The organism is Nocardia kruczakiae NBRC 101016, assembly GCF_001612965.1.
Lineage (GTDB): Bacteria > Actinomycetota > Actinomycetes > Mycobacteriales > Mycobacteriaceae > Nocardia > Nocardia kruczakiae.
Window position 1 is genome coordinate 226,022 of record NZ_BDBL01000002.1, and the last position, 26,403, is coordinate 252,424.

The 26,403-nt window shown below is 67.5% G+C and carries 18 protein-coding genes; 7 read left to right on the forward strand and 11 right to left on the reverse strand.

The window, feature by feature from the left end; all coding sequences use genetic code 11:
• Positions 1-51: 51 nt before the first annotated feature.
• The 4 genes from NK1_RS02465 to leuA all read right to left on the reverse strand — a co-directional run bounded on the left by NK1_RS02465 (position 52) and on the right by leuA (position 6,731).
• The gene (locus NK1_RS02465; protein ID WP_063007047.1) at positions 52-669 is read right to left on the reverse strand and encodes a pyridoxamine 5'-phosphate oxidase family protein; all 618 of its coding nucleotides are present in this window, start codon (positions 667-669) and stop codon (positions 52-54) included.
• Between the two features lie 36 nt (positions 670-705).
• Positions 706-2,379 (reverse strand): hydroxysqualene dehydroxylase, encoded by a 1,674-nt coding sequence (locus NK1_RS02470; RefSeq protein ID WP_245660308.1) that lies wholly within the window; start codon positions 2,377-2,379, stop codon positions 706-708.
• Positions 2,380-2,589: 210 nt separating this feature from the next.
• Positions 2,590-4,686, reverse strand: coding sequence for a nucleotide-binding protein (locus NK1_RS33415; protein WP_084460518.1), 2,097 nt, complete (start codon positions 4,684-4,686; stop codon positions 2,590-2,592).
• A 242-nt stretch (positions 4,687-4,928) separates the two neighbouring features.
• Positions 4,929-6,731, reverse strand: a complete 1,803-nt coding sequence (leuA, locus tag NK1_RS02480; protein ID WP_063006932.1) for a 2-isopropylmalate synthase — start codon at positions 6,729-6,731, stop codon at positions 4,929-4,931.
• Between the two features lie 200 nt (positions 6,732-6,931).
• Between leuA and NK1_RS02485 the strand changes: the two genes are divergently transcribed.
• Entirely contained in the window at positions 6,932-7,573 is a 642-nt protein-coding gene (locus tag NK1_RS02485) for a hypothetical protein (RefSeq protein ID WP_063006933.1), read from the forward strand.
• A gap of 57 nt (positions 7,574-7,630) precedes the next feature.
• Here NK1_RS02485 and recR read toward each other — a convergent pair whose 3' ends face one another.
• Both recR and NK1_RS02495 read right to left on the reverse strand, forming a co-directional pair.
• Positions 7,631-8,239, reverse strand: coding sequence for a recombination mediator RecR (recR, locus tag NK1_RS02490; protein ID WP_039775474.1), 609 nt, complete (start codon positions 8,237-8,239; stop codon positions 7,631-7,633).
• 21 nt (positions 8,240-8,260) lie between these two features.
• Positions 8,261-8,599 (reverse strand): YbaB/EbfC family nucleoid-associated protein, encoded by a 339-nt coding sequence (locus tag NK1_RS02495; protein ID WP_084460519.1) that lies wholly within the window; start codon positions 8,597-8,599, stop codon positions 8,261-8,263.
• Positions 8,600-8,770: 171 nt separating this feature from the next.
• Between NK1_RS02495 and NK1_RS02500 the strand changes: the two genes are divergently transcribed.
• From NK1_RS02500 to NK1_RS02510, 3 genes are all read left to right on the forward strand, one after another.
• Positions 8,771-9,376, forward strand: coding sequence for a hypothetical protein (locus NK1_RS02500; protein ID WP_157104038.1), 606 nt, complete (start codon positions 8,771-8,773; stop codon positions 9,374-9,376).
• A 41-nt stretch (positions 9,377-9,417) separates the two neighbouring features.
• On the forward strand, positions 9,418-10,239 hold the full coding sequence (locus NK1_RS02505; protein WP_063006935.1) for a MerR family transcriptional regulator: 822 nt from the start codon (positions 9,418-9,420) through the stop codon (positions 10,237-10,239).
• Positions 10,240-10,301: 62 nt separating this feature from the next.
• A complete protein-coding gene (locus tag NK1_RS02510) occupies positions 10,302-10,655 on the forward strand; it encodes a VOC family protein (protein ID WP_063007049.1) in 354 nt (117 codons plus the stop codon).
• 30 nt (positions 10,656-10,685) lie between these two features.
• Here NK1_RS02510 and NK1_RS02515 read toward each other — a convergent pair whose 3' ends face one another.
• Positions 10,686-11,120 (reverse strand): SRPBCC family protein, encoded by a 435-nt coding sequence (locus NK1_RS02515; RefSeq protein WP_036497274.1) that lies wholly within the window; start codon positions 11,118-11,120, stop codon positions 10,686-10,688.
• A gap of 664 nt (positions 11,121-11,784) precedes the next feature.
• On the opposite strand from NK1_RS02515, the gene NK1_RS02520 reads away from it, so the two are divergent.
• Both NK1_RS02520 and NK1_RS02525 read left to right on the forward strand, forming a co-directional pair.
• Positions 11,785-13,236 (forward strand): FAD-binding oxidoreductase, encoded by a 1,452-nt coding sequence (locus NK1_RS02520; RefSeq protein WP_063006936.1) that lies wholly within the window; start codon positions 11,785-11,787, stop codon positions 13,234-13,236.
• Complete coding sequence (locus tag NK1_RS02525; RefSeq protein ID WP_063006937.1) at positions 13,233-14,552, forward strand: class I SAM-dependent methyltransferase; 1,320 nt, start codon at positions 13,233-13,235, stop codon at positions 14,550-14,552. Before NK1_RS02520 ends, NK1_RS02525 begins: the two co-directional genes overlap by 4 nt.
• Before the next feature lie 61 nt (positions 14,553-14,613).
• Here the strand turns inward: NK1_RS02525 and NK1_RS02530 are convergent, their stop codons facing one another.
• The 4 genes from NK1_RS02530 to NK1_RS35515 all read right to left on the reverse strand — a co-directional run bounded on the left by NK1_RS02530 (position 14,614) and on the right by NK1_RS35515 (position 25,112).
• On the reverse strand, positions 14,614-18,207 hold the full coding sequence (locus NK1_RS02530; RefSeq protein ID WP_063006938.1) for a serine/threonine-protein kinase: 3,594 nt from the start codon (positions 18,205-18,207) through the stop codon (positions 14,614-14,616).
• A gap of 197 nt (positions 18,208-18,404) precedes the next feature.
• Positions 18,405-20,567 carry a 3-hydroxyacyl-CoA dehydrogenase NAD-binding domain-containing protein gene (locus NK1_RS02535; RefSeq protein ID WP_063006939.1) on the reverse strand — a complete coding sequence of 721 codons (2,163 nt, stop codon included), beginning with the start codon at positions 20,565-20,567 and terminating at the stop codon, positions 18,405-18,407.
• A 37-nt stretch (positions 20,568-20,604) separates the two neighbouring features.
• Complete coding sequence (locus tag NK1_RS02540; protein WP_063006940.1) at positions 20,605-21,816, reverse strand: acetyl-CoA C-acetyltransferase; 1,212 nt, start codon at positions 21,814-21,816, stop codon at positions 20,605-20,607.
• Between the two features lie 299 nt (positions 21,817-22,115).
• A complete protein-coding gene (locus NK1_RS35515) occupies positions 22,116-25,112 on the reverse strand; it encodes a DNA polymerase III subunit gamma and tau (RefSeq protein WP_084460520.1) in 2,997 nt (998 codons plus the stop codon).
• A 426-nt stretch (positions 25,113-25,538) separates the two neighbouring features.
• Here NK1_RS35515 and NK1_RS02550 point away from each other — a divergent pair, with 426 nt between their 5' ends.
• Positions 25,539-26,381 carry a hypothetical protein gene (locus tag NK1_RS02550; RefSeq protein ID WP_245660309.1) on the forward strand — a complete coding sequence of 281 codons (843 nt, stop codon included), beginning with the start codon at positions 25,539-25,541 and terminating at the stop codon, positions 26,379-26,381.
• Positions 26,382-26,403 lie beyond the last annotated feature (22 nt).

Below are 26,403 nucleotides of genomic sequence, written 5' to 3' on the forward strand. Positions count from 1 at the left end.
TGAGGCCGGGCCGGGCGCCGCCGACCGGGCTCACTCGCGACGCGATGCCGGTCAGTACAACATGCGCCGATAATTCTCGGGCGAGTAGTAGTCCTGCAGTTGTTCCAGCGATTCGGCGGTGTTGCGCTGGACTTCCTTCACCAGCACCGCATGGCTGGGCAGCGGATCCTCCGGCCAGCGTTCGGGCAGCCACAGCTCGCTGCGCAGCAACGCCTTGGCGCAATGGTAAAAGATCTGCTCGATCGCCACCTCGACGGCGAGGATCGGCCGGTGCCCCTTGACCACCATGTCGTCGAAGTAGGGCGCGTCGCGCAGCAGCCGCGCCCGGCCGTTGATCCGCAGCGTCTCGTTGCGTCCGGGAATCAGGAACAGCACACCGACGTGCGGATTGGACAGGATGTTGAAGTATCCGTCACCCCGCCGATTGCCCGGCCGCTCCGGGACCGCCAGCGTCCGGTCGTCGATCACGTGCACGAATCCGGCCGGATCGCCCTTCGGGGAGGCATCGCAACGCCCCTCGGCGTCGCTGGTCGCGAGGATGGCGAACGGCGCGGTCGCGATCCATTCCCGATCGAGCGGATGCAGGCGCGTCCGCTCCTTCGTCGCGGCGCGCGGCGCCGGCTCACCGAGCAGTTCCCGAAGTTCGGCGGCGCTGGTGATCTCGCTCATCACCCCATTGAACGCGCGAGATCCGCCGCCCGCCACCTACATCGGGACGTCGAACATATTCGGCTGTCCGGCCGCGTAGCGCGCGCTGTCGGCCTGGCGCAGTGGCTCCAGCTGCGGCGCCCGGTACAGCTGGAACAGCCGGCAGCGGGCGGCATTCGATCCGGCGACGTCCAGCAGCGCGTTCACCGCGGTGCGAGCCGCCTCGCACGCACCTTCCATGGTCGCGAGATCGATGTTCGTGCGCACGTAATCGCCTGCGAGGAACAGGTTTTCCAGACCGCCGTGCGCATTCGGGCGCGCCGCCCAGGAACCGGCGGTGTTGATCAGCAGCGGATCGGCGTTCGTATTGCGGTTCTGCGCGGCGTCCCAGCTCACGCCGGTATCCAGGAACCACGACACCAGATCCGAATCCTCCAGCGCCGCACGGCCTTCCAGATGCCTTTGCAACTGCGCCCAGACCTCGCGGGCGATTTCGTCGTGGGTGCATTCGATCGCCGGCTTGCCGTACAGGATGCCGGGTGTATTCCAGTCCGAGATGTCGACCGACAGACAATCCCGGACCGAACCGTCACCGGATTCGGAAAGCCTTGTGCGCGTCCAGAACTGGTTCTGCGCGATGGAGGTGAGCGACCACGGGGAGTCGACGTAGGCGGTATGGCCGCGCGCGATCTGGGTGGGACGGCGCAGATAGAACTGCATTCCGCTCATCCAGTTCACCACCAGGCCGTCCATGGCCGCCAATTCCGGCTGCACCGCGAGGATTTCCGGCGTCCACAGTGTGCGCGCGACCTCGACCGGCACCGCCAGCACGAAATAGTCGGCGTCGACCGCCCGCTCGCTACCGCCGACGGCCACCCGGGCGCCCGAGATGCGCCGATCGCGCACGTCGAGCCCGCGCAGTTCGGCGGTGTCGAAACGCACCCCCAGGCCGCGCAGATGGGCCACCCAGGGGTCGATCCAGGCCTCGTTGGTCGGACCGTTCAGCAGCCGGTCCAGCGGTCCGTCGTTACCGGTCTCCAGCGGATTGCCGAGGAACTGCTCGCCCATGGAACCGATGGTCCGGGTACTGGCGTGATCGTCCTTGGCCGCGACCAGCAGTGTGGTGAGGGTGCGCGACATCAGCATGCGGAATTCCTGCGAGCGACCACGGGCGCCCACGAAATCGCGCCAGGCGAGTTTCTCCCACTCGCCGAAACGACGATCGTCGCAACTGGTGTTGAAAACCAGGAGCCGATTGGCGAAATACGCCGCATCGGTCATCGGCATCTTCATCGAGGTGGAGATCACCGAGGCGACGGTCTGGCGGAAATCGTCGGGGGTGGCCCACGGTTTTCCGGCGCGACCCATCGGCACGATGGTGTCGTCGGCGCCGGCGCGGGAGAAACGCGCCTCGGCAGCCGGGACCAGATTGTCCCAGACACCGTTGGCATTACCCGCGAACGGAATTCGCCGCATGGTGTCGGGAAGGTGGTGATAGAAACCGGGGAAGAATCGGAAACCGTGTTCGCCCGGCAGATCGGCACGGCCGCCGCGACCACTGTCCGGCACCGGAATGCTGCGCGCTTTACCGCCCAGCGCCCGGCGTTCGTAGATCGTGACGTCGAATCCGCGCTCGGCCAATTCGTGCGCCGCGGTCAGTCCGGCGACGCCGCCACCGAAGATCGCGACCCGCCGGCCGGGATCGGCATTCGCACGAATCGGGCGCATCATGGCGCCCGCGGTTATCACACCCGCGCCGGCCGCTCCGCGAAGTACCGTCCTTCGCGAGACGGCCCCGTATTTTTCTGCCATCTATCGGGACCTCCACACCGCGGGTAACTGTATGCGGTGCGGCCGGGCCCCGTATCGATTGGGGTAACAATTCGGCCGGGCAGCAATTCGACGGGGAGAAAATCCTCGCAAATCGATGCCCGGCGCGAATCAGTAGCCCTGCGGACCCGGATAGTGCCCCTGCGGGCCCGGGTACTGCGTCTGCGGACCCGGGAACGGCGGCTGCGGGACGTGATATCCGAAATCGTCGGCGACCATGGCCGCCAATTCCAGCAGCGCCCGCCGGGTCGGCTTGCCGACCAGTTCCAGATCGATCTCCGCGCCCTCGGCGAGATGATCGTCGAACGGCACCACCTGCACCGCGCGGGTGCGGTCGAGGAACAGTTTGCGCAGCTGATCCAGGTCGACGGTCGAGGCGCCGCGGCGGGAGGCGTTGACCACCACCACGGTCCGCTCCACCAGTTTGCTGTAGCCGTGGTGCTCGAGCCAGTCCAGCGTCGCCGAGGCACTGCGCGCGCCGTCGATGGCCGGGGACGTGACCAGGATCAGCGAACTCGCCATATCCAGCACACCCGCCATCGCCGAATGCATCAGTCCGGTACCGCAGTCGGTGAGAATGATGTTGTAGAACTGCTGCAGGATGCCGATCGCGCGCCGGTAGTCGGCCTCGCTGAATGCCTCCGAAACGGCCGGATCCTGTTCGCTGGCAAGCACTTCCAGCCGGCTCGGGGCCTGCGAGGTGTGAGCCCGCACATCCGAGTAGCGGCCGATGTGCTGATCCTCGAGCAGATTGCGGACCGTCGAGCGGGTCTGGCGCGGCACCCGGTGCGCCAGGGTCCCGAGGTCGGGATTGGCGTCGATGGCGATGACGCGGTCACCTCGCAGCGAGGCGAAGGTCGAACCCAAACCGACTGTGGTCGTGGTCTTTCCGACGCCGCCCTTGAGCGACAGGATCGCGATCCGGTAGTCGCCGCGCACCGGCTGATTCACCCGATCCACCAGTTCGCGGTAGATCACGTCGGCCGACGATTCGCCCGGATTGATGGCGCCGCCGGTCACCTTGTGCACGGCGCGGCGCCAGCCGCTACGCGGTGAACGCCGCGCCCGCTTGAGCAGATTCAGGTCGTTGACCGAATTACCCGGCTGCACCGGCTGGGTCATGTGCTGCGGCTGGAACGTCGACTGCGGCGGCTGCTGCTGCTGATACGGCGGCAGCTGCTGTTGCGGTCCGGGACCGCCCTGCCAGCCGCCCTGCTGCTGCGGTTGATACTGCTGGGGCTGCTGCGGCGGAGTCGAGGGCAGCGGCGGCGGCGCCCAGCTGAAGATCGGTCCGCCCGCATCGGCGTCCCCACCCTGCTGCTCGGGGCCGGACGGCGGCCCTTGCCGCTCGTCGAAGACCCGGCGGACCATACCGTCGGCGCCGATCTCCTGGCGGATTTCACCGTACGGCGTTTCCTGGCGGACCTCGCCGTACCCGGGTCCCGGCTCACCGGCACCGGGCCGGAAACCGCCCTGCTCACCGGGATTGCCCTGCGCGGCGAAACCACCCGGATCGCCCGGATTGCCGTGCGGCGCGAATCCACCTGGCTCGCCGGGGTTTCCGTGCGACGGAAAACCACCCTGCTCACCGGGGGGCGCGAAACCACCCTGTTCACCGGGATTTCCGGGAGGCGGGAAACCACTCTGCTCACCGGGGAATGCGGCCGGCGCGAAGCCCGGTTCGCCGGGGTGACCCGGGGGCGGGAAGCCGCCCTGCTCGCCGGGGCCACCGGGCGGCGGGAAACCGCCCTGCTCACCGGGGAATCCATTGGGCGCGAAACCGTCCGGGCCGGGACCGCCCGCCCACGGCGGCGGGAATCCGTTCGGATCTCCCGGCGGAGCGAAGGGACCGCCATGGTCGTTCATCGGGAAGCCCGGCGGCGCGAAACCCTGATTCGGCGGATACGGGTTCGCTCCCGGCGGCGCGAACGGGCCCGGTGCGAATCCCCCCTGTTCGGGCGGGGCGAAGCCGTCGGGCCCGAACTGCGGACCCGGTGCGAACGTGGTCTGCTCGATACCTTCGGGCACCGGCGGAATGATCCCGGACGCCGCGTATTCGAATTCCGCGGATTCGTCGGCAGGTGCGCCGTTCGGTTCGGCGTCGGATGTCACGTTCGCCGTCCCGTCGGATGCCGTTGTGTCCGCGTCGGATTCGTCCTGCGACGGCAGCGAGGTCGGATTGTCCTGGTCGGCAGCTGTATCGCCCATTCCCTGCCCCTGCAACCAAGGCGGTGAAGTGGAGTTGTCGTTAGTCGTCACGTTTCCCCCATCTGCTCGACAGAGTTCGAGCAGAGAGCTCGCGGCCAATGCGCCACAACGCTAGCACGCTGGCCGAATACGAGTCCCCCGGTGAACAGGGGCCGCACCCCGTACCGGACGGGTTGCCGCAGAACACCGCCCACCACCTTCCCGGCGGTGGGCGGTCCCTGCTGTCGAGCGGGGTGTGCGGATCAGCGAGTGCGCTGTGCGCGGTTCACCGCGGAGACGACCGCGCGCAGTGAGGCGGTGGTGATGGAGGTCGCGATGCCGACACCCCAGGTCACCTTGTCCCCGATCGCGCATTCGACGTAGGCGGCGGCCTGTGCGTCGTCACCGGAGGACATCGCGTGCTCGGAGTAGTCCAGCACTCGCACGTCGTAGCCGATGGTCGCCAGCGCGTCGACGAACGAGGCCAGCGGGCCGTTGCCGGAACCGACGATCTCCTGTTCGGCTCCGTCCACCTTCACCACCGCGGTGATGGTGTCGGTGCCGGAATCGGTTTCGGCGGCCGTCATCTTCTGCCGGATGCGCTCCAGCGGCAGCACGGGGTTCAGATACTCCTCGGCGAAGACGTCCCACATCTCCTTGGGCGTGACCTCGCCACCCTCGCCGTCGGTGATCTTCTGAATCGCCTGCGAGAACTCGATCTGCAACCGCCGCGGCAACACCAGTCCGTGGTCGGTCTTCATGATGTAGGCGACGCCGCCCTTGCCGGACTGCGAGTTCACCCGGATCACGGCCTCGTATGTGCGGCCCACATCCTTGGGATCGATCGGCAGGTACGGAACCTCCCAGACGATGTCGTCGATATCGGAATCGGAGGCGTCCGCAGTGTCTTTCATGGCGTCCAGGCCCTTGTTGATCGCGTCCTGGTGGCTGCCGGAGAAGGCGGTGTAGACCAGATCGCCGCCGTAGGGGTGACGCTCGTGCACCGGCAGCTGGTTGCAGTACTCGACCGTGCGGCGGATCTCGTCGATATCGGAGAAGTCGATCTGCGGATCCACACCGCGGGAGAACAGGTTCATCCCCAGGGTGACCAGACAGACGTTGCCGGTCCGCTCACCGTTGCCGAACAGGCAGCCCTCGATGCGGTCGGCGCCGGCCTGATAGCCCAGTTCGGCGGCCGCGACCGCGGTGCCGCGGTCGTTGTGCGGGTGCAGCGACAGCACGATCGAATCGCGACGGGCCAGATTGCGGCTCATCCACTCGATGGAATCGGCGTACACGTTCGGCGTCGCCATCTCGACCGTCGCCGGCAGGTTGATGATCAGCGGCTTGTCCGGGGTCGGCGCGATGATCTCCGAGACCGCGTCGCACACCTCGCGGGCGTAGTCCAGTTCGGTGCCGGTGTAGGACTCCGGGCTGTACTCGTAGCGCCAGTTGGTGTCCGGGTAGCGCTGCTCGATCTCCAGGCACAACCTCGCGGCATCGGTCGCGATCTTCTTCACCGCGTCGCGGTCGGCGCGGAAGACCACGCGACGCTGCAGGATCGAGGTGGAGTTGTAGAAATGGACGATCACATTGGCGGCGCCCTGGCAGGCCTCGAAGGTGCGCTCGATCAGCTCGGGGCGGCACTGGGTCAGCACCTGGATGCTGACGTCGTCCGGGATCGCGCCGTCCTCGATGATCTCGCGGACGAAATCGAAGTCGGTCTGGCTGGCCGAGGGGAATCCGACCTCGATCTCCTTGTATCCCATCCGCACCAGCAGGTCGAACATGCGGCGCTTGCGGGCCGGGCTCATCGGGTCGATCAGGGCCTGGTTGCCGTCGCGCAGGTCGACCGCGCACCAGCCGGGAGCCCGGTCCACGACCTGGTTCGGCCAGGTGCGGTCGGGCAGCGTGATGGGCTCGACCTCCTCGGCGAAGGGCCGGTACCGGAAGGTCGGCATCGAGGAGTTCTTCTGCTGGTTCCACGCGGGCTGATCGGCGGGCGCGGGTTTGGACGGCGCGGTGATGGTGCGCGTACCGGATACGAAGGCGTCAGCGGGTGACATGGCGTTTCTCCGAGGGTGTGGGTGGGTGTCCCAAGTATGGGGTCGACCGGCACAGCTGAACCCCGCGACGGGAGCCGGTCCGATTCAGACCCCGTCGCGGCGGCCGAGGAGGAGTGCCCGCTGCATGATGTCGGCCAGTTTACAGGTCGGTCCGCGGCCGGGAAAAGGACCCTCGCCACACCCCCACGTAGCCTGGCCGGATGAGTTACGACCACGTGTTGCTCCCCGCGGGCATCGCCACCTCGCCCGATGCGGTGGAAACCTACCTGGCCGCACAGCAGGGACGGCCGCAGACCGACACCGTGGCGGCGATCGCGGCCGAGGTGAACCGGCGCAACGACGCGCTGCCGGAGGAGGAGGCGTTCCTCAGTGTCGCCACCGGCGGCGACGGCACCGGCGGCGCGCTCTACGTCGCCGCCCGCTACGACGCCATCGGCCACGTGCGCAACCTCCTGTTCGAACTCGCGACCCCGCGTGACTACGCGCTCTACGATCCGCAGCTGAACTGGCTGATCGATCCGACCGGTCGCATCGATGTCACCGTCACCCACGGCGGTGCGGGTGAATTCCCCTACCTCACCGAGCAGCTCGCGCACCGATGGATCACCGAACTCGGGGAACCGAATCCGTATCTGATCGTGGAGCGCGCCGACCACCTCTACATCCAGACCTATCGCGACGAGCCCGGCCGGTACACGCTGGAATATCGCGACGGCGGCCCCGACCGGCATTTCGCGGTGCAGTTGGCGGACGGCGACCAGGTGGCGGCACTCGTCTGGGACTGGGCCGCCGGGGATCGCGGCCGCCTGGATGCGCTCGACTGGGAGAGGGTGACGTTCTGACGGTGAAGTTCTGACGGTGACGTTCTGACCGACGTTGCGATCGGCGCCTCCGCTACGTCAGAGCGTTCGCCGTCCCGACAGGGCGCGGCCCAGGGTCAGTTCGTCGGCGAATTCCAGATCGCCGCCCATCGGCAGACCGGAGGCGAGCCGGGTGACCGACAGGCCCGGGAAATCCCGCAGCATCCGCACCAGATAGGTGGCCGTCGCCTCGCCCTCGGTATTGGGATCGGTGGCGATGATCACCTCGGTGACATCGACGCCGTCCTCCTGATTTCCGATGCGCGCCAACAACTCTCGAATGCGCAGCTGATCCGGGCCGATCCCCGAGAGCGGATCCAGCGCACCGCCGAGCACGTGGTAGCGGCCGCGGAATTCGCGGGTGCGCTCGATGGCCTGGACGTCCTTGGGTTCCTCGACGACGCAGATCATGGTCCGGTCCCGGCGCGGGTCGGCGCAGATGCGGCACAGTTCTCCGTCGGAGACGGTGCCGCAGACCGCGCAGAACCGCACGCCGTCGCGCACCTTCTGCAGCGCCGACTGCAACCGATCGATCTCCGGCGGCTCGACCGACAACAGATGGAAGGCGATGCGCTGCGCGCTCTTCGGACCGACGCCGGGCAGTTTCCCCAGTTCGTCGATCAGATCCTGGACCGGACCCTCATACACCGATTCGTCCTATCGGGCCGCTCAGAACGGCAGGCCGGGAATGGAACCGCCGCCCATGCCGCCGGCGAGCGGGCCCAGTTTCTCGGCGGCCAGCTGCTGCGCGTTGGCCATCGCGTTGTTGACCGCCCCGACGATCAGATCCTGCAACGTCTCCACGTCCTCCGGATCGATCACCTTCGGATCGATCTGCAGTGACTGCACCTCGCCGCTGGCCTTGATCGTCACCCGCACCAGACCGCCGCCGGCCTCACCCGTCACATCGGTGGCGGCGATTTCGGCCTGCGCGGCCATCACCGCCTGCTGCATCTGCTGCGCCTGCGCGAGCAGGGCCTGCATATCGAGCTGTCCACCAGGCTCCACGGGGATGTCCTCTCTGCGGGATGCGGATGTGCACCAGCGTAGTCACGTTCGGATCCCGCCCGGTACCGGCCCGGCCCGGGCGCCTCTACCATCGGAACAGGGCCGGACGTCGGCACACGGGTCGGGCCAATCCGGTGGAGGCCGGTTATGTATCGGGATCAAGATCAACACATGTCTTCCGCACCTGCGCACACCCCATCCGCACCACCGCCACGTCGCGGGCGGCGGAGTTCGGCGCTGACGGCCGTCGTCGCGATCGCCGTTCTGAGCCTCGGGTCCGCCGTCCTGGCCCCGGCCGCCTCGGCGGATACCGATTACGGCGGTGGCTGCGTGCTCTACACCGACGATCCGGCGGCGACGATCGACGCGTTGCACAACCACTGTTCGGCCGAACAGCAGGATCAGATCTTCCGGGACGCGCCTCGCGGCGACGTGCCGACCGGGGTGACCAACGGCTGGGTGACCCGCCCGCCGGTGATGGAGGCGGTGGCGCCGCCGTTCTGGATCGGCAAGAACTTCTACACCGGCCCCGACGGCGGCACCCTCACCAACCGCATCACCGCGGCCGGCATCGAAGGTTTCCCCGCCGACGTCTATTCCGGACCCGCCCGCCTGGACGGCCAACCGGCCTGGCTACTGGACTACAGCCCCTCGATCACGCCCCAGATCCTCGACGAGATCCGCCAGGTGACCCCCGGTGTCTGGTTCGGTTACTCCTGGTGGAGAGGGTTCTTCCAGACCACGCTGCTGCTGACGTTCGCACTCACCGAGCAATAGGACTTGACTCTCCTGTTGCTGGAGGGTGTTCGCTTGTCTTCATGCCCGCGACAGTCTCCATTGGCGAGTTCTCCCGCCTCACCTATCTCAGCGTGAAAACGCTGCGGTACTACCACGAGATCGAGTTGCTCGAGCCGGCGTCGGTCGATCCCGGCTCGGGGTATCGGCGGTATTCGACGGCCCAGGTGGAGCAGGCGCATCTGATTCGCCGCCTGCGCGATCTCGATATGCCGATGCCGCAGATCCGCGCGGTCCTGGCCGCGCCGGATCGGTCGACCCGCGATGCCGCGCTGGCCGCGCATCTGGAGCGGATGGAAGCGGAGTTGCTGCGGACACGCGATGTGGTGGCATCGCTGCGGGCGCTGCTGTCACCCGGCGCGCCGATCGACGTACAGTATCGCCTCGTTCCGGAGTTCACCGCGGTGACGATTCGCGCGCTGGTGTCGCGGGCGGAGATCGGTGCGTGGTGCGGGGCCGTGTTCCCCCGGCTGTACGACGTGCTCGCGGTCGCGGGGGTGGCCCCGGGCGGCCCGAGCGGGGCGACGTATTCGGCGGACTTCTTCGAGAACGAGATCGGCGAGGTGGTGGCGTTCGCGCCGCTGGCAGCGGATCCGGGCGCCATTTTCGACCAGCACCGTGATGTCGCGGTTCGCCGATTTCCGCAGCGCCGCTTCGCGATTGCGGTCCATGCCGGACCGTTCACCGACTTCGACCGCACCTACGGGGCGCTGGGTTCCCATGTGGCCGAACACGATACCGCGCTGGCCGAGCCGATTCGCGAGATCTACGTGGTCGGCCCGCAGGACTGCGCGGATCCCGCCGCGCAGCGCACCGAGGTCTGCTGGCCGATCGCACCGGCGTGATCGGGCGAACGCCCCGACACACCTCGCGTATTCACGAATTTCCCACGAAGAGAGGATATTTCATGTCGATCAGTCTGGCCGCCGTCACCTTCGACTGCCGTGACGCCGTCACCTTGGCGAACTTCTACGCACAGCTGCTGGAGCGGCCGGTGGACCCGGAGGCCAACGAGTACTTCGCCTCGATCGGCCGCGGTGGCGACGGCGGTACGGCGCTGATGTTCATCCAGGTCCCCGACAAGACCCCGGGCAAGAACGTGGTCCACCTCGATCTGAGCGCACCGGACTGGCGCGCTCAGATCGAGCGGGCGGTATCGCTGGGCGCCGAACACATCGGCGACTTCGACGAATACGGCGTGCAATGGGTCACCCTCGCCGACCCCGAGGGCAACCTGTTCGACATCGCCCACCAGCACTGAGCAGCTCCGCCGGAGCGAAGCGGAGGCAGACTAACTCAGCTCGCGCTTGAGGTTTTCCAGGACCTCGGCCTGGATCTTCTTCAGGCCGAGCGGGGCGAAGATGCCCTCGAAGAAGCCGGGGACGCCGCCCGCGCCCTTCCAGCTGGTGCGGACCGTCACCTGCGATCCCTCACCCGAGGGGGTGACGGTCCAGGTGGTGACCAGCGTGGAATTCGAATCCCGTTCGGTCACCATCGAATCGGAGACCGAGACGACCGCATGGACGTTGCGGGAGCGCTTCTGCGTCGCCTGCAGCGTCCATTCGGCGACCGTTCCGGCGCCCTTGCCGCCTTCGAGCACCTTGTAGTCGTGGTAGTGCGAAGACAGGATGCGGGGGCGCACATCCTGATAGTCCGCGATCGCTTCCAGCGCACGCTGCGGTTCCGCAGCGACGACGGTCGAGCTGGATGCACTGACCTGTCCCACAATGAGCTCCTAGTCGATCCGGGGTCGTTCGGGTTTATTCGGGCCGTTCTGCGGGGTTATGCTACGCCGCGTCCGGTGCAGTTCCGGACCGGCAGACGCGCTTTCGCTCTGCCCGCAGCTACGCCCGGGGGGATGAGGTGTCGAACGTCGCTGTCGGCGCAAACATGGCCACCGCACCACCCGATGGCGCCTTCCTGGTCGGCGAGGTGCGCCGGTGGGGCGGTTCCGGTGCGAAGACCGGAATGCCCGGCTATCCGTCGCGCTGAGCTTTTTCCGTAACACCGAGTTCGAGCCATCGCACTGCGCCTCCACATTCCGCATTTACAGCAGTCGCCCCGCCGGGCGCCGGAGGGGGTCCCGGCGCAGCGGTAGCGACCGGCTCGGCGGCGGGCCCGGAACGCGATCATCGGCATCCGTTCGACCCCGAACCGGAACGCTCGTTCCGGGACCGGCGGCGAATTTCGACGGGTTCGTCACAAGCCCCGGGTCAGCACACAGCCGCACGATTCCGCCCGGAAACATGTCCGCGAGCTGGGCGGATGACCCACAAGCGCGGGCCCGGCCCGTGATCGAACGCAATGCAACATATGCGTGAAGAATCTCGCCCATAGGTACCCTCGCGGTGGCCGGGGGAAACCAGGAGAGATAGCGTCAGGGGGTGGCAGTGAGTCTGTTGGGGAAGGCCGGCCGCGCGCCGGCCGCACGCGAATCAGGTTTTGCCGCGCACCGAGAAGGTGTCGAGCGTCTGCTCGCCAGCTATCGTGCGATTCCTTCGGATGCCAACGTCCGGTTGACGAAAAAGACGTCGAACCTGTTTCGCGCCCGGGCGAAGAACCCCGCACCCGGACTGGATGTTTCGGGCCTGAACCGGGTGATCGCGGTCGATCCCCAGGCGAAGACCGCGGATGTGGCCGGTATGACGACCTATGAGGATCTCGTCGCCGCCACCCTGCCGTACGGTCTGGCGCCCTTCGTGGTTCCGCAGTTGAAGACGATCACGCTGGGTGGCGCGGTCACCGGCCTGGGAATCGAATCGACCTCGTTCCGCAACGGTTTGCCGCACGAATCCGTCCTCGAGATCGATGTGCTGACCGGTGCGGGCGAGATCATCACCGCCACCCCGGACGGCGAATACGCCGATCTGTTCCGCGGTTTCCCGAATTCCTATGGCACGCTCGGATATTCGACGCGCCTGAAGATCGAGCTGGAATCGGTGCAGCCGTATGTGGCGCTGCGCCATGTACGTTTCCACGATCTGCGCGAACTCGAAACCGTCATGGCACAGATCGTCATCGACCGCAGCTACGACGGCGAACGGGTCGACTACCTCGACGGCGCGGTATTCACCGCCGAGGAGAGTTATCTCGTCCTGGGCCGCCAGACCGACGAACCGGGCCCGGTCAGCGACTACACGGGGATGGACATCTACTACCAGTCCCTGCGGCACGACAGCGCCGAGCCCAAGCGCGACCGGCTGACCATCCACGACTATCTGTGGCGCTGGGACACCGACTGGTTCTGGTGCTCACGGGCATTCGGCACCCAGAATCCGAAGATCCGCCGATTCTGGCCGAAGAAGTACCGCCGTTCGAGCTTCTACTGGAAGCTGATCGCGCTCGATCACAAATACAACATCGGCGACAAGCTCCAGGCACGCAAGGGAAATCCGCCGCAGGAGCGCGTGGTGCAGGACATCGAGGTGCCGATCGAGCGCACCGCCGATTTCCTGCACTGGTTCCTGCGCGACATTCCGATCGAACCGCTGTGGCTGTGCCCGCTCCGGCTGCGCGACGGTGCGGAAGTACCGGGAAAACCCGAGGATCCGTCGCGTCCGTGGCCGCTGTATCCGCTGGAACCGGCTCGCACCTACGTCAACGTCGGTTTCTGGTCGGCGGTGCCGAAACAACCCGGGCAGATCGAGGGTGCGGCCAATCGCGCGATCGAGGACGAGGTCGCCCGCCTGGACGGCCACAAGTCCCTCTACTCGGACTCCTATTACACAGAAGACGATTTCGCGCTCCTCTACGGAGGCGATCACTACGCGAATCTGAAGAAACGGTACGACCCCGATCATCGTTTGCTGGATTTGTATTCGAAGGCGGTGCAACGCAAGTGACGACATTCAAGGATTCCCAGCTGCCCCCGTTCTCGGAGCTGGGAACGAAACTCAGCATTGCCGAAATCTTCGAGACGCTCGTCGACGGCGGCGTCCCGATCCGGTTCTCCGCCTACGACGGCAGCAGCACCGGACCCGACGATTCGAAGTTCAGCCTCGAGATCACGACCCCGCGCGGTATCAACTACATCGCCACCGCACCGGGCGACCTCGGCATGGCGCGGGCCTACATCTCCGGTGATATGGCGGTCGACGGCGTCCACCCGGGCGATCCGTACGACATCCTGAAGGCGATGACCGACCTGAAGTTCCGGCGCCCGTCGGCGCTGGCACTGGTCACCATCGCGCGCTCGCTGGGCTGGGACGCGCTCAAGCCGATCGCGCCGCCGCCGCAGGAGACGCTGCCGCGCTGGCGGCGCATCGCGCTCGAGGGGCTGCGGCATTCGAAGAACCGCGACGCCGAGGTGATCCACCATCACTACGACGTGTCCAACCGGTTCTACGAACTGGTGCTCGGCCCGTCGATGACCTACACCTGCGCCTGCTACGCCGACGAGAACCAGACCCTCGAAGAGGCCCAGGAGAACAAGTACCGCCTGGTGTTCGAGAAATTGCGGCTGAAGGAAGGCGATCGCCTTCTCGATATCGGCTGCGGCTGGGGTGGCATGGTCCGCTACGCGGCCCGGCGCGGCGTCAAGGTCATCGGCGCCACCCTGTCCAAGGAACAGGCCGAATGGGCGCAGGCCAAGATCGTCGAGGAGGGTCTGCAGGAGCTGGCCGAGGTCCGCCACAGCGACTACCGCGACATCGCCGAATCCGGTTTCGACGCGCTGTCCTCGATCGGCCTCACCGAGCACATCGGGGTACAGAACTACCCGAGCTACTTCGGATTCATCAAGAGCAAGCTGCGCGACGGCGGCCTGTTCCTGAACCACTGCATCACCCGCCCCGACAACACCCGCACGACGAAGGCCGGCGATTTCATCGACCGCTACGTCTTCCCGGACGGTGAGCTGATCGGATCCGGGCGCATCATCACCGATATCCAGAACATCGGGCTCGAGGTGGTGCACGAGGAGAATCTGCGCCCGCACTACGCGCTGACCCTGCACGAATGGTGCAAGAACCTGGTCGCGAACTGGGACGAGTGCGTCGCGGAGGTCGGTGAGGGCACCGCCAAGGTGTGGGGCCTCTACATGGCCGGCTCCCAGCTGGGCTTCGAGCGCAACGTGGTGCAGCTGCACCAGGTGCTCGGGATGAAGCTCGGGGACAAGCAGACCTGGGACGTGCCCCTGCGTCCCTGGTGGAACGCCTGATTCGACACGAAATGTGTTGCCGGCGGGCCGGATTCGTGGTGACGAATCCGGCCCGCCGGCGTTATCGGTGCAGCAGCGCGTTCAGGAACGGCCGCGGAATATCGAACGATCCGGTGCCCTCACCGGCGAGCAGCACGTCGTCACGCAGTGAATGCAGCAGATAGCTCAACTCCGGGCCGGCGTCGAGAAGTGGTCTGGTCCAGCCCAATCGGGCACAGCGGTCCAGCGCCGGCAGCAGTGAGGTGATCGCCTCGCCGTTCCATCCCGCGACCGAGAGGCATTCGACCAGCAGCAGCGCGGCATCCAATTCCGCTCGGGGACGGTTCTGTTCGACCATCCGGCCGTAGAGCGCGCGCGCCCGTTTCACCGCCGATTCGAGGCCCTCGGCCGCCACGTTCTTCCCGTCCAGACCGCGATAGTGCCGCGCCAGCAGCACGCGCACGGCCGCGACCTCCTCGGCCTCCGCGGTGAGCGCGGCGGTGCCGGCGGACTGGCGCAGCACCGGGGCGGACGGCTCCGGCCCGGCCGGTGGTTCGACCAGCCCCAACCGCAGCCGTTCCGCCCGGATGTGGGCGGCCATGCGCGGAAGTTTGCGCTCGGCGGCCACCCGCGCGCCCTCGTCGAGCCGGGCGCGCGCGGTCTCGGTATCGCCGAGCACGGCCTTGACCCGCGCGCCCACGACGAAGGTGGTGATCATGAAATCCACCGCACCGATCCGCGCCGGCAACTGATGGCTCTGCTCGAGCAGCCGGTCCGCCGCCTCCAGATCGCCGCGCCGATAGGTCAGCTCCCCCAGCAGCGCGGCGGCCACCCGCACCGCGTGCGAACGCGGGCCCGAGCGCTCCCGACCGATCTGCCAGGCCTTCTCGTAACACCGGGTGGCGGTGACGATATCGAGCTGTTCATAGGCCACCGCGCCGGTGTTGAGCAGGCCCAGCACCACCCCGAGCGGATCCTTGGACCTGCTGTGATAGGGCGCCGCCCAGTCCTGGATGGAGAGCGCACCGTCGAAATCGAAATCGCACAACCGCACGAACGACACCAGATTCGCGGCGGTGGACACCGTCCACGGCGGCAGTTCGTCGGGCTCCTCCAGACACGGCAGCACCTTCTCCAGCACACCGTCGGTGCGGTCGCGGGCCACCAGGTCGGCGGCCGACAACACCGCGGCCTCACACCGCTGGCGGGTGGCATCGGCATCCGAGGGGGAGCTGCGGGCGAGCATATTCGACAGTCGCCCGAGCGCGGTGCGGGCCGCTCCGGACTGCTGCAGGTTGATATTGGCCCGGGCCAGCGTCATCAACAGCTTCGAGCGCGAAGTCACCTGCTGCACAGGAAGTTTGGAGACGGTGCCGAGCAGGGTCGCCAGGCGGGAGGTGTCGATCAGATCCATGCCGCCGTTCTCGACCAGATCCACCGCCATCTTCAGGTCGGTGGCGGCCAGGGCATGGTCCACCGACTTGCGCAGTTGCTGATGTTCGGCATACCAGCGAGACGCTTTGCGGTGCAACGACTTCAACTTGCCCGGATGCACTCGCTCGAGCCGGGCGCGCAACTGCTCGGCGAACAGCGGCTGGATCCGGAACCAGCCCGGATCGTGTTCGACGCGGGTGACGAACAGTTCACGCTGTTGCGCCTGCTCCAGCAGTTGCTCGGCATCCGGTTCGCCGCTGAGTGCCGCGGCCAGCCCGCCGTTGAGTTTCTCCGCGATCGAGATCGACATCAGGAATTCGAGCATGCGCGGTTCGAGCCCGGCCAGCACGTTCTCGGCCAGATACTCCCCGATGGCGTGATTTCCACCGGACAGATGGGCGATCAGCTGGGCCGGGTCGACCGGCGCGCCCGGGGTGGCGCCGCGCAGCGACAAGCTGACGAGCTGGATCGCCGCCGGCCATCCGTCGGTGGCGGCGTGGATCTGTTCGACTTGTTCATCGGTCAGCGGAAACTCGTTGCGCTCCAGCAGGATCCGACGCGTCTCGGCGAGTGTGAGCCGCAGTTCGTGACTGTCGATCTCGACCAGCTCGTCACACACCCGCATCCGGCTCAGCGGCAGGGCGACCTGCTCGCGGGCGGTGATCACGAAGCGCAGATGGTGACATCCGTTCTCCAGCAACGCATCCATCACCCGGTGCGCGCCCTCGTCGGTGACCCGATCCCAGTTCTCCACCACCACGACCACGACCTGCCCGCCGCTGTGGATCTCGTCGATCAGCGTGGAGATCGCATAGGGCACCGCCTCCGCGGGGCGCTCCTCGAGCACCTCGGCCAGCCCGGTACCGATATCCGGCGCCACGCGCCGGATGGCCTGGATCAGATGGGCCAGCAGCCACACCTCGTTGTCGTCGTCGTGATCGATCCCGATCCACGCCACCGCGATGCCGTCGGCGGTGAGTTCGGCGCGCCACTGGGTGGCGATCGTACTTTTTCCGAAGCCCGCCGGTCCGTGGATCACGGCCAGCCGGCGGCGGCCACCCGTGCGCAGGATATCGAGCAGCCGGGGCCGGGGAATCGGCTCGCGGGCCGGGGTCGGCGGACGGAATTTCGTTGCGGCCGTAGGCGGTAGCGTCGCGGGCTGGGCGAGACCGGGCGGCCCCGGAGTGCGCAGTGCCGGCACGCCGAGGACCGCGCGGCTGCGGCGTGAGGTGATCGGATACGCCGTCGCGTCGGATTCGGCCGTGCGGCCGTCGGTCGTTTCGCCGTCGAGCAGAGCCATCTCGTCGGCCGTCTCGCCGTGCGCGATCTGCACGGCACGCATCTCCTGACCGAATTCCAGGGCCGAGGCCGGACGATCGGCGGGATCCTGAGCCATCGCCGCTTCGATCACGCCCGCCACATCGGCCGGAATGTCCTGTTCGCGCAGGTCGGGAACCGGCTGGGTGGTGATCCGCAGGAATTGGGCGACCACGCGCTCACCGGAGCGGCGTTCGAAGGCGGCGTGCCCGGTCAGCAGCGCGAACAGCGTGGCGCCCAAACCGTACACATCGGACCGCACGGTCGGTTCCTCGCCCTTGAGCACCTCCGGCGCGGTGAAGGCCGGTGATCCGGTGATCATGCTGGTCGAGGTCTGAAAGCCACCCGGGATGCGCGCGATGCCGAAATCGGTCAGCTGCGGTTCGCCGTAGCGGCTCAGCAGCACGTTCGCCGGTTTCACATCGCGGTGTAGGACGTGCACGCGATGTGCGCTCTCGATCGCGCCCGCGAGCTTCACGCCGACCCGCAGCGAATCCGACCAGCTCAGCGGGCCGTGATCGCGAATCAGCTGCTCCAGCGAGCCGTGCGCGGCGAACGGCATGACGAGGAACGGCAGACCGCTGGGGGTGACGTCGACCTGCAGGACGTCGACGATATTCGGATGGCCCGACAGCCGGCCCATGGCATGTTCCTCGCGCAGGAACCGCTCCCGGCTCTCCTCGTCGATCTCCGAGGACAGCACCTTCACCGCCACCACGCGATCCAGCGCCCGCTGCGCACAGCGATAGACCACCCCGAAACCGCCGCGCCCGATCTCCTGGGCATCGAACAGCCCCATCGCCTCGAGTTCGTCGGCGATGCGAATCGGTTGGTAGCGCTGGGTATTCGCCCCCGCGGCTGCCTCCGAGTCCGCCGCGGGATCGGGATCGTCGTCGCTGCGGACCTTGCCCGTCTGTGGATTCATCTGGCCACCTCGAACGTTCCGCCCTCACTCCAACGTAGCGCGGTCCATGCGCATCCGGGCGCAGTTCCGCTCGCTTCGAGTCGTGACCGTTTCCGTCGGCCGCGGCCATGCCGGTGAGAGCGACGAGACAGCAAACGGCCCGGATCACGCGGGAACGTGATCCGGGCCGTCGCAGGGAATCTCGGCGGGCGAGAACCTTACTTGCGCAGCGAGTCCGGCACCTGGAAGCGCTCACCGAACTTCGCGGCCAGCTCCTCGGCACGGGCGACGAAGCCCTTCGTGCCACCCGGGTAGCCGACGATGAACTGGTGCACACCACCGGTCCAGGCCGGGTAGCCGATACCGAAGATCGAGCCGATGTTCGCGTCGGCGGTGCTGGTCAGCACGCCTTCGTCGAAGCACTTCTGGGTCTCGATGGCCTCGATGAAGAGCATGCGGTCCTTCAGGTCCTGCAGCGTGACGCCCTCGGGCAGCTCACGCTTGGAGTTGAAGGCGTCGCGCAGGCCCTCCCATAGACCGGCGGTCTTGCCGTCGGCGTAGTTGTAGAAACCCGCACCGTGCAGCTTGCCCTTGCGATCGAACTTGTCGATCATGGTCTCGACCACGCGGCCCGAGGCCAGCGAAGCGGCGGAGATCGCGATGCCGTCCTTCTCGGCGGCCTCCTTGGTCTCCTTGAAGATCTTCTGCATGGTCTCGAAGTTGAGCTCGTCGCTCAGCTTCAGCGGCGCGGCCGGGTAGCCCGCCTGCAGACCGGCCTGCTCGATGGTCTGCGGGTCGATGTTCTCCTCGAGCATCATGATGGCCTCGTTGATGAACGTGCCGATGACGCGAGAGGTGAAGAAGCCGCGGCTGTCGTTGACCACGATCGGGGTCTTGCGGATCGCGAGGGTGTAGTCGTACACCCGGGCCAGCGCCTCGTCGGAGGTCTTCTCACCACGGATGATCTCCACCAGCGGCATCTTGTCGACCGGGGAGAAGAAGTGGATGCCGATGAAATCCTCGGCCCGCTTCACACCGTTGGCCAGCAGGGTGATCGGCAGGGTGGAGGTGTTGGAGCCCAACAGCGCGTCGGCGTCGACGACGTCCTCGATCTCCTGGAAGACCTTGGCCTTCAGGTCGGGGTTCTCGAAGACGGCCTCGATCACGAAGTCGACACCGGCCAGATCCTTGGGGTCGGCGGTCGGGTGGATGCGATCCAGCAGCGCCTTGGACTTCTCCTCGGTGGTCTTGCCACGCGAGAGCGCCTTCTCCTCGATCTTCACCGAGTACTGCTTGCCGCGGTCGGCGTTCTCCTGGGAGACGTCCTTCAGCACGACCTCGAAGCCGGCCTTGGCCGAGACGTAGGCGATGCCCGCGCCCATCATGCCGGCGCCGAGCACGCCGACCTTCTTGATCTCACGCTTGGGCACGTCCTTCGGACGCGAACCACCGTTGTTGATGGCCTGCAGGTCGAAGAAGAACGCCTGGATCATGTTCTTCGCGACCGGGCCGGTCAGCAGCGAGACGAAGTAGCGCGACTCGATCAGCGACGCGTTGTCGAAGTCGACCTGCGCGCCCTCGACCGCGGCGGCCATGATGGCCCGCGGGGCCGGCATGTTCTGGCCCTTGAGCTGCTTGCGCAGGTTGGCCGGGAAGGCCGGCAGGTTGGCGGCCAGCGCCGGGCTCGACGGCGAGCCGCCGGGGATCTTGTAGCCCTTGCGGTCCCACGGCTGGGTGGCGGCCTCGGCGTTGTCCTTGTTGGCCGTGATCCACGCCTTGGCGGCCGGGACCAGTTCCTCCACGCTGCCGACGACCTCGTTGATCAGGCCCTTGGCCTTGGCCTTCTGCGCGTTGAACTTGTTGCCCTGCAGCAGCACGCTCATCAGGCCGTCGGCGATGCCGAGCATGCGGGTGATGCGGGTGACACCGCCACCGGCCGGGAGCAGGCCGAGCGAGACCTCGGGCAGACCGATCTGCACGCCCTTGACGTCGGCGGCGATGCGGTAGTGCGTGGCCAGCGCGATCTCCAGGCCACCGCCGAGCGCGGCGCCGTTGATGGCGGCCACGACCGGCTTGCCCAGGGTCTCGAGGCGACGCAGGTCGGCCTTGATGCTGGTGAGCTCTTCCATGATGTCCGGAGCGTTCTCCGGAGTGGTCTTCATCATGTTCTTGAGGTCACCGCCGGCGAAGAAGGTCTTCTTCGCGGAGGTGATGACGACACCGGTGATGTCGTCGACCTCGGCCACCAGGCGGTCCACCGTGGCGTGCATCGAGCTCTTGTAGAGCTCGTTCATCGTGTTGGCGCCCTGGTTCGGGTCGTCCATGGTCAGCACGACGATGCCGTCGGCGTCCTTTTCCCAGCCGATCATGTTCTCTGTCATAGTTTTTCGTTCTCCTGGAGAATGTGAAGGGTGGGGATCAGACGCGCTCGATGATGGTGGCCACACCCATGCCGCCGCCGATGCACAGGGTCACCAGGGCGTAGCGGGCGTTGCGGCGCTCCAGCTCGTCGACCATGGTGCCGGTGATCATCGCGCCGGTGGCGCCCAGCGGGTGGCCCATCGCGATGGCACCGCCGTTGACGTTCAGCTTCTCGTCCGGGATCTTCAGATCCTTCTGGAACTTGAGCGCGACCGAGGCGAAGGCCTCGTTGATCTCGAACAGATCGATGTCGTCGACCGACAGACCGGCCTTGGCCAGCGCCTTGTGCGCCGCCGGGGTCGGGCCGGTGAGCATGATGGTGGCGTCGGCGCCGCTGGTGGCGGTGGCGACGATGCGGGCGCGCGGGGTCAGACCCGAAGCGGCGCCGGCCTCCTCGGTGCCGACCAGCACCAGCGCGGCGCCGTCGACGATGCCCGAGCTGTTACCGCCGTGGTGCACGTGGTCGATCTGCTCGATGTAGTGGAACTTCTGCAGCGCGACGGCGTCGAAGCCACCCATTTCGCCGATGCCCGCGAAGGACGGCTTCAGCTTGGCCAGATCCTCGACGGTGGTGCCGGGACGCATGTGCTCGTCCTGGTCGAGGATGGTCAGGCCGTTGATGTCCTTGACCGGCACGACGGACTTGGCGAAGTAGCCGCCCGACCACGCCTGCGCGGCCAGTTCCTGCGAGCGCACGGCGAACTTGTCGACGTCCTCGCGGGTGAAGCCCTCGATGGTGGCGATCAGGTCGGCACCGATGCCCTGGGGCGCGATGTAGAGGTCGTAGCTGGTGGCCGGGTCGGCGAACAGCGCACCGCCGTCGGAGCCCATCGGCACGCGCGACATCGACTCGACACCACCGGCGATGACGAGGTCTTCGAAGCCGGAGCGGACCTTCTGCGCGGCCATGTTCACGGCCTCGAGGCCGGAGGCGCAGAAGCGGTTGATCTGCACACCGCCGACCGTGTCGGGCAGGCCCGCGGTCAGCACGGTGGTGCGGGCGATGTCGGCACCCTGGTCACCGATCGGCGACACGACACCCAGAATGATGTCCGAGATGCGATCCTCGTCGAGGTTCGGGAAGCGGTTGCGCAGCTCCTGGACCAGACCGGTCGTCAGATCGATCGGCTTGACCGAGTGCAGCGAGCCCTTCTTGTTGCGGCCGCGCGGGGTGCGGATGGCCTCGAAAATGTAGGCCTCTGTGGTCATATCGGAGTGTTTCCTTCCTTAAAGGTGCCGACCGGCCATCCGACCGACCGTGTTCGATCCCGGCGAGCCCTCAGGCACACCACACCGGCGAACCGGGAGGTCACACACGGTTCCCTCCGGAAGTCCGCCGAGCGCATAACGCTGTACAAACGCCGACACGCATCGACCTGCGAGGCTCCGGGATGCCCGTATGCCTGGGCATACCATAGAACCTCGTAGCACCGATGCTGACGACCACCCGTTCATAGTACAGCGGGATGCGAACTCCGGTTAACTTAACGTATTCCGGCAGGTGACTGTCAACCACCCAGATGTGTGGCACCCAACTCAGTTCGCAGCAACTCCAAGGCCACCTCATCGGGGTCGCGGCGCTGTTCCGGCGGGACCGGTCGCGCCGATTCCGCGAACATCTCCTGCTCTTCTTCCGGCGTCAACGCAGGTGGGACACCGTCGTAACCTACCGGCGAGTAGTCCGACGGCCCGGGGTCGTCCGGGAGGTCCGGCGCCTCGGGCGGCGGAATATCGTCGTCGGGCGCGGTTCGGTCGGCGGCGCCGGCACCGCGCGGCGGACGGAACTCCCGCCGCTGTCCCTGCCCTTGGCCGTCGCGACGATCGGCCGCGGCGCCCCGGGTATCGGTCTGACCGCCGCGGGTCTCGCCCTCCGCCGCCTGCGCCTGGCTCTGGCTGGGCCGGACGAATCGCGGCGGTTGCGACTGGCCCGGATTGTCCCCACGCCCACCGCGACCGGCCGACGGTTCGGCGCCGCCGCGCGCGGGTCGCTCGGACGCCGCACCACGGGAACGCGCACCGGCGTCGCCCGCCCCGACTTCCCACCGGACGCCGTACGGCCGGCCGATCACCGCGTGCACCGCGGCCCGCACGGCATCGATGTTCTGTGTGATCGACAACCGCTGCGCGAGCGGAGCATGCGGATGCGCGAACACGATCGTGTCGCCCTCGACCCGGACGGCCCCCACCGCACCCGAGAGCAGCGCGTGCAAGGCGGCACTCGATTCCCGCGCCTTGGCCCGGATATCGGCCCAGGCGGCCTCGATCTCCCGCAGCACATCGCCACTGCCCGCCGCTGCGGGTGACGTCACCGACTCCGCGGGGGTATCCGCGATCCCGTCCGCCTCCGCATCCGAGGGAACCCGCGACTCCGGGCTGTCGGCCGAAGCCGACTCGGAAGACCGGGCAGCGCCGGAATCGGTGACGGACTCGACCTCGGGAGTGTGGGCATCCGGACCGTTCGAACTCGCGGCACCCGTCGACCGGGCTGCCACACCGGCCGGCTCCGAGCCCTGATCGGCCTCGGCGGTTCCTTCGGCGGCCGCGCCTCCCGTTTCGGGCCCGTTGGCGACATCGCCGGAAGCGGTCGCGCCCGGCCCACCGTGGCCGCGCCCGGCGGCGTCGTCGGATCCGGCCGACACCGAGCCGCCCGGATGGGCAGTGGAGGTGGCATCGCCGGGCGCGGGATGCGTCGGGCCGGACGATTCCGCTCGGGCCGCGGAATCCGCAGCCGGCGGCTGAGGGACGGCGACCGACTCGCCTGCGCCCGAATCGGGAGCAACCTCCGCCGTTCCGGCATGTCGCTCGGTGTCGGTCACCGGCCGCACGCCGGAGGGAGACGCACCGTCCTGCCCGGACCCGGCGATCTGATCCGCATTTCCTGATTCGGCATCCGAACCGGTTGTCGCCGTGAGCTTTTCACTCGCTCCCGCACCGGCCGACGCCGGGCGGGCGGTTTCACTGTCGGCGGATACGGCACCGACGGCCGCTGCGGAGGCGGTCGCGGAGACCTGCCCACCACTCGCCGAGATCCCGGCGGCACCGGGCCGGTCGTCAGAAACCGGGCGATCGGCCGCCGCCGGGGACGCACCCTGCGTCTCGGCCGAAACTCCTTGCGGCCGTTGATCTTCCGATTCGTTCTGTGATTGCGCCGCCGCCGGTGCTTGTGGGCCGGTCGGCGACTGCGCCCGCTGCGCCGGATGGGGCGCGCTCTTCTTCTCCCGCATCGCGGCGAGCGCTTCCGCGCCACGGCGACGCGACTCTCCGGACGACCGGGCCGCGCCACCGGCAGACTCCGGCGCCGAGGCGGCGGGCGCGGCGGACGGCTGCGGCGCTGCGGCGGGGACACCACCCGACTCCATCCGCCGCTCCAGGCGTTCCAGCCGCTGCAACGCCGCCGATTCGGCCTGCGAGACCGAGGGCAGCAGCATGCGGGCGCACACCACCTCGAGCAGGAGGCGGGGTGCGGTCGCGCCGCGCATCTCGCCGAGGCCCTCGTGCAGCAGCTCCGCGTAGCGGGCCAGGGTGGCCGGGCCGATGCGGTCGGCCTGGGCCGACATCCGGTCGATGACATCGCCGGGGCCGGTGACCAGATTGCGTTCGACGGCATCGGGAACCGCGCGCAGCAGGATCAGATCGCGGATGCGTTCGAGCAGGTCGGTGGCGAAGCGGCGTGGGTCGTGGCCGGCCTCCACCACTCGATCGACGGTGGCGAACAGGGCCGCGCCGTCGTCGGCGGCCAGCGCGTCGACGGCCTCGTCGATCAGCGCGATATCGGTGACGCCGAGCAGGGCCAGCGCCCGGGGATAGGTGACGCCTTCGGCGCCGGCGCCGGCCAGCAGCTGATCGAGCACGCTGAGGCTGTCACGCGGTGAACCACCGCCGGCCCGGATCACCAGCGGATAGACCGATTCCTCGACCTGCACCTGCTCCTGCTCGCAGATCTTGCCGAGCAGCCCGCGCATGGTGGCCGGTGGCAGCAGCCGGAACGGATAGTGATGGGTGCGCGAGCGAATGGTCGGCAGCACCTTGTCCGGCTCGGTGGTGGCGAAGATGAAGATCAGATGGGCCGGCGGCTCCTCGACGATCTTCAGCAGCGCGTTGAATCCGGCCGTGGTGACCATATGCGCCTCGTCCACGATGAAGACGCGGTACCGCGATTCGGCGGGTGCGTAGAAAGCGCGATCGCGCAGCTCACGGGTATCGTCCACCCCGCCGTGGCTGGCGGCGTCGAGTTCGATGACGTCGAGATTGCCGGGCCCGCCCGGGGCCAGCGCGACGCACGACGGGCATACTCCGCACGGTCGCGAAGTCGGGCCCTCGACGCAGTTGAGCGAGCGCGCCAAGATGCGCGCCGAGGAGGTCTTGCCACAACCTCGCGGGCCGGAGAACAGGTAGGCATGACTGATCCGCCCGGTGTCGAGCGCGGTACTCAGCGGATCGGTGACGTGCTCCTGCCCCACTACCTCGGCGAAGGTTGCCGGTCGATACTTCCGGTACAGAGCCACGGCCCGAGGGTACCGGCGAACACCGACAGGAAACCATTCGCGCACCGGGTATCCACCCCGCCCGCCGAAACGATCACGGCCATATATAAACTATGATGTACATCACAAGCATTCTTTTCGTCCGATCTCGAGGCGGACAACCGACCTGGTCGACAATCGGTTCCCGCCCGACAATCGGAAACAGTGTGAAAATATCTCCGATTTCGTCTGCGAGCCGCCGGGTGACGAAAACTTTCGGACGCGCTCCCCGTTTGCGACCGAAATAATGGACGTAACGATTCCGTCACCCGATTAGCGCCCGGTCCGCCCCGGTGACTAACGTTGATTTCGGCAACTTCGGTAGCCAAACCTTCATCAGGTTGGTGTCCCCGGTCGGTCCCTCATCCCGACCGGGGCACAACAATGTTTCGGAGGTAATGACGGGTTATGACGACCGTGCCGTCGTGTGACGACATCGCCGCCGCCTGGCTCTCACACACCGATTTCGCCGGCGATCGGGCCGCCACCGATCTGCTCCGCCGCGCCATCAGCCCCCGCGATTTCTCGCGCAACCGAGATTCGCTGCCGGTTTCGGCCGCGGCCGATCCGGCCACCGCGGGTGCCATTCTCGAATTGCTGGACCGCGGCCAGGTTCCGACCCTGCCGGCCATCGACACCCTGATCGCGCAGAATCGGATACGCGCCGAGGCCGCACGCATCGAACGGCTGGGCCGGCGCGCGCAGCGCAGTATCGACGAATTCGGCCGCACCCTCGCCGAGCTGACCGAGGACTATCGAAACACCCACGCGATGGGACCCACTCGCCGCGATATTCTCACCGCCGAACCGATGGTGACGCTGATTCGCGAACGCGTCGGCGATATCGCCCCGAACGCGGTCAAACATCTGTGGCTCGTCGAACGAGCGCAGCGCGCGGGATGGATAGCCTTCGATGCCACGCCGCGATCGCTGTGCGCGGCCCGGCGTTTCCACTCCGCGAAATTCGGCAACCGCGTGTCGCTGCGCCCGGTCAACACCATCGGCACCCTCGTGGCCGAGTTCCTGGACGCCTACCGCACCGCGCACGGCCGCCCGCCGCGCTGGTCGATCCTCGCGCACGAGCTGCGCGACGACCGCGGCCGCCGCGTCTTCAACGACACCGCCGACGCGCGCACCCAGCAGCAGTGGCTCGTCACCGCGCAATGGCTCGCGCTCGAGGACGATCTGCCGGTCCCCGGGGCCCGCGGTCGGCGTGCGCTGACCCGGCAGGCCCGCAAGCGCGGGAATTGAATCCGAACGGAAGTACCAGACT

Coding starts and splice junctions, on each gene's coding strand:
- NK1_RS02465 (WP_063007047.1), bottom strand. CDS start 669: ATGAGCGAGATCACCAGCGCCGCCGAACTTCGGGAACTGCTCGGTGAG.
- NK1_RS02470 (WP_245660308.1), bottom strand. CDS start 2,379: ATGATGCGCCCGATTCGTGCGAATGCCGATCCCGGCCGGCGGGTCGCG.
- NK1_RS33415 (WP_084460518.1), bottom strand. CDS start 4,686: ATGGGCGATACAGCTGCCGACCAGGACAATCCGACCTCGCTGCCGTCG.
- leuA (WP_063006932.1), bottom strand. CDS start 6,731: ATGTCACCCGCTGACGCCTTCGTATCCGGTACGCGCACCATCACCGCG.
- NK1_RS02485 (WP_063006933.1), top strand. CDS start 6,932: ATGAGTTACGACCACGTGTTGCTCCCCGCGGGCATCGCCACCTCGCCC.
- NK1_RS02500 (WP_157104038.1), top strand. CDS start 8,771: ATGTCTTCCGCACCTGCGCACACCCCATCCGCACCACCGCCACGTCGC.
- NK1_RS02505 (WP_063006935.1), top strand. CDS start 9,418: ATGCCCGCGACAGTCTCCATTGGCGAGTTCTCCCGCCTCACCTATCTC.
- NK1_RS02510 (WP_063007049.1), top strand. CDS start 10,302: ATGTCGATCAGTCTGGCCGCCGTCACCTTCGACTGCCGTGACGCCGTC.
- NK1_RS02530 (WP_063006938.1), bottom strand. CDS start 18,207: ATGAATCCACAGACGGGCAAGGTCCGCAGCGACGACGATCCCGATCCC.
- NK1_RS02535 (WP_063006939.1), bottom strand. CDS start 20,567: ATGACAGAGAACATGATCGGCTGGGAAAAGGACGCCGACGGCATCGTC.
- NK1_RS02540 (WP_063006940.1), bottom strand. CDS start 21,816: ATGACCACAGAGGCCTACATTTTCGAGGCCATCCGCACCCCGCGCGGC.
- NK1_RS02550 (WP_245660309.1), top strand. CDS start 25,539: ATGACGACCGTGCCGTCGTGTGACGACATCGCCGCCGCCTGGCTCTCA.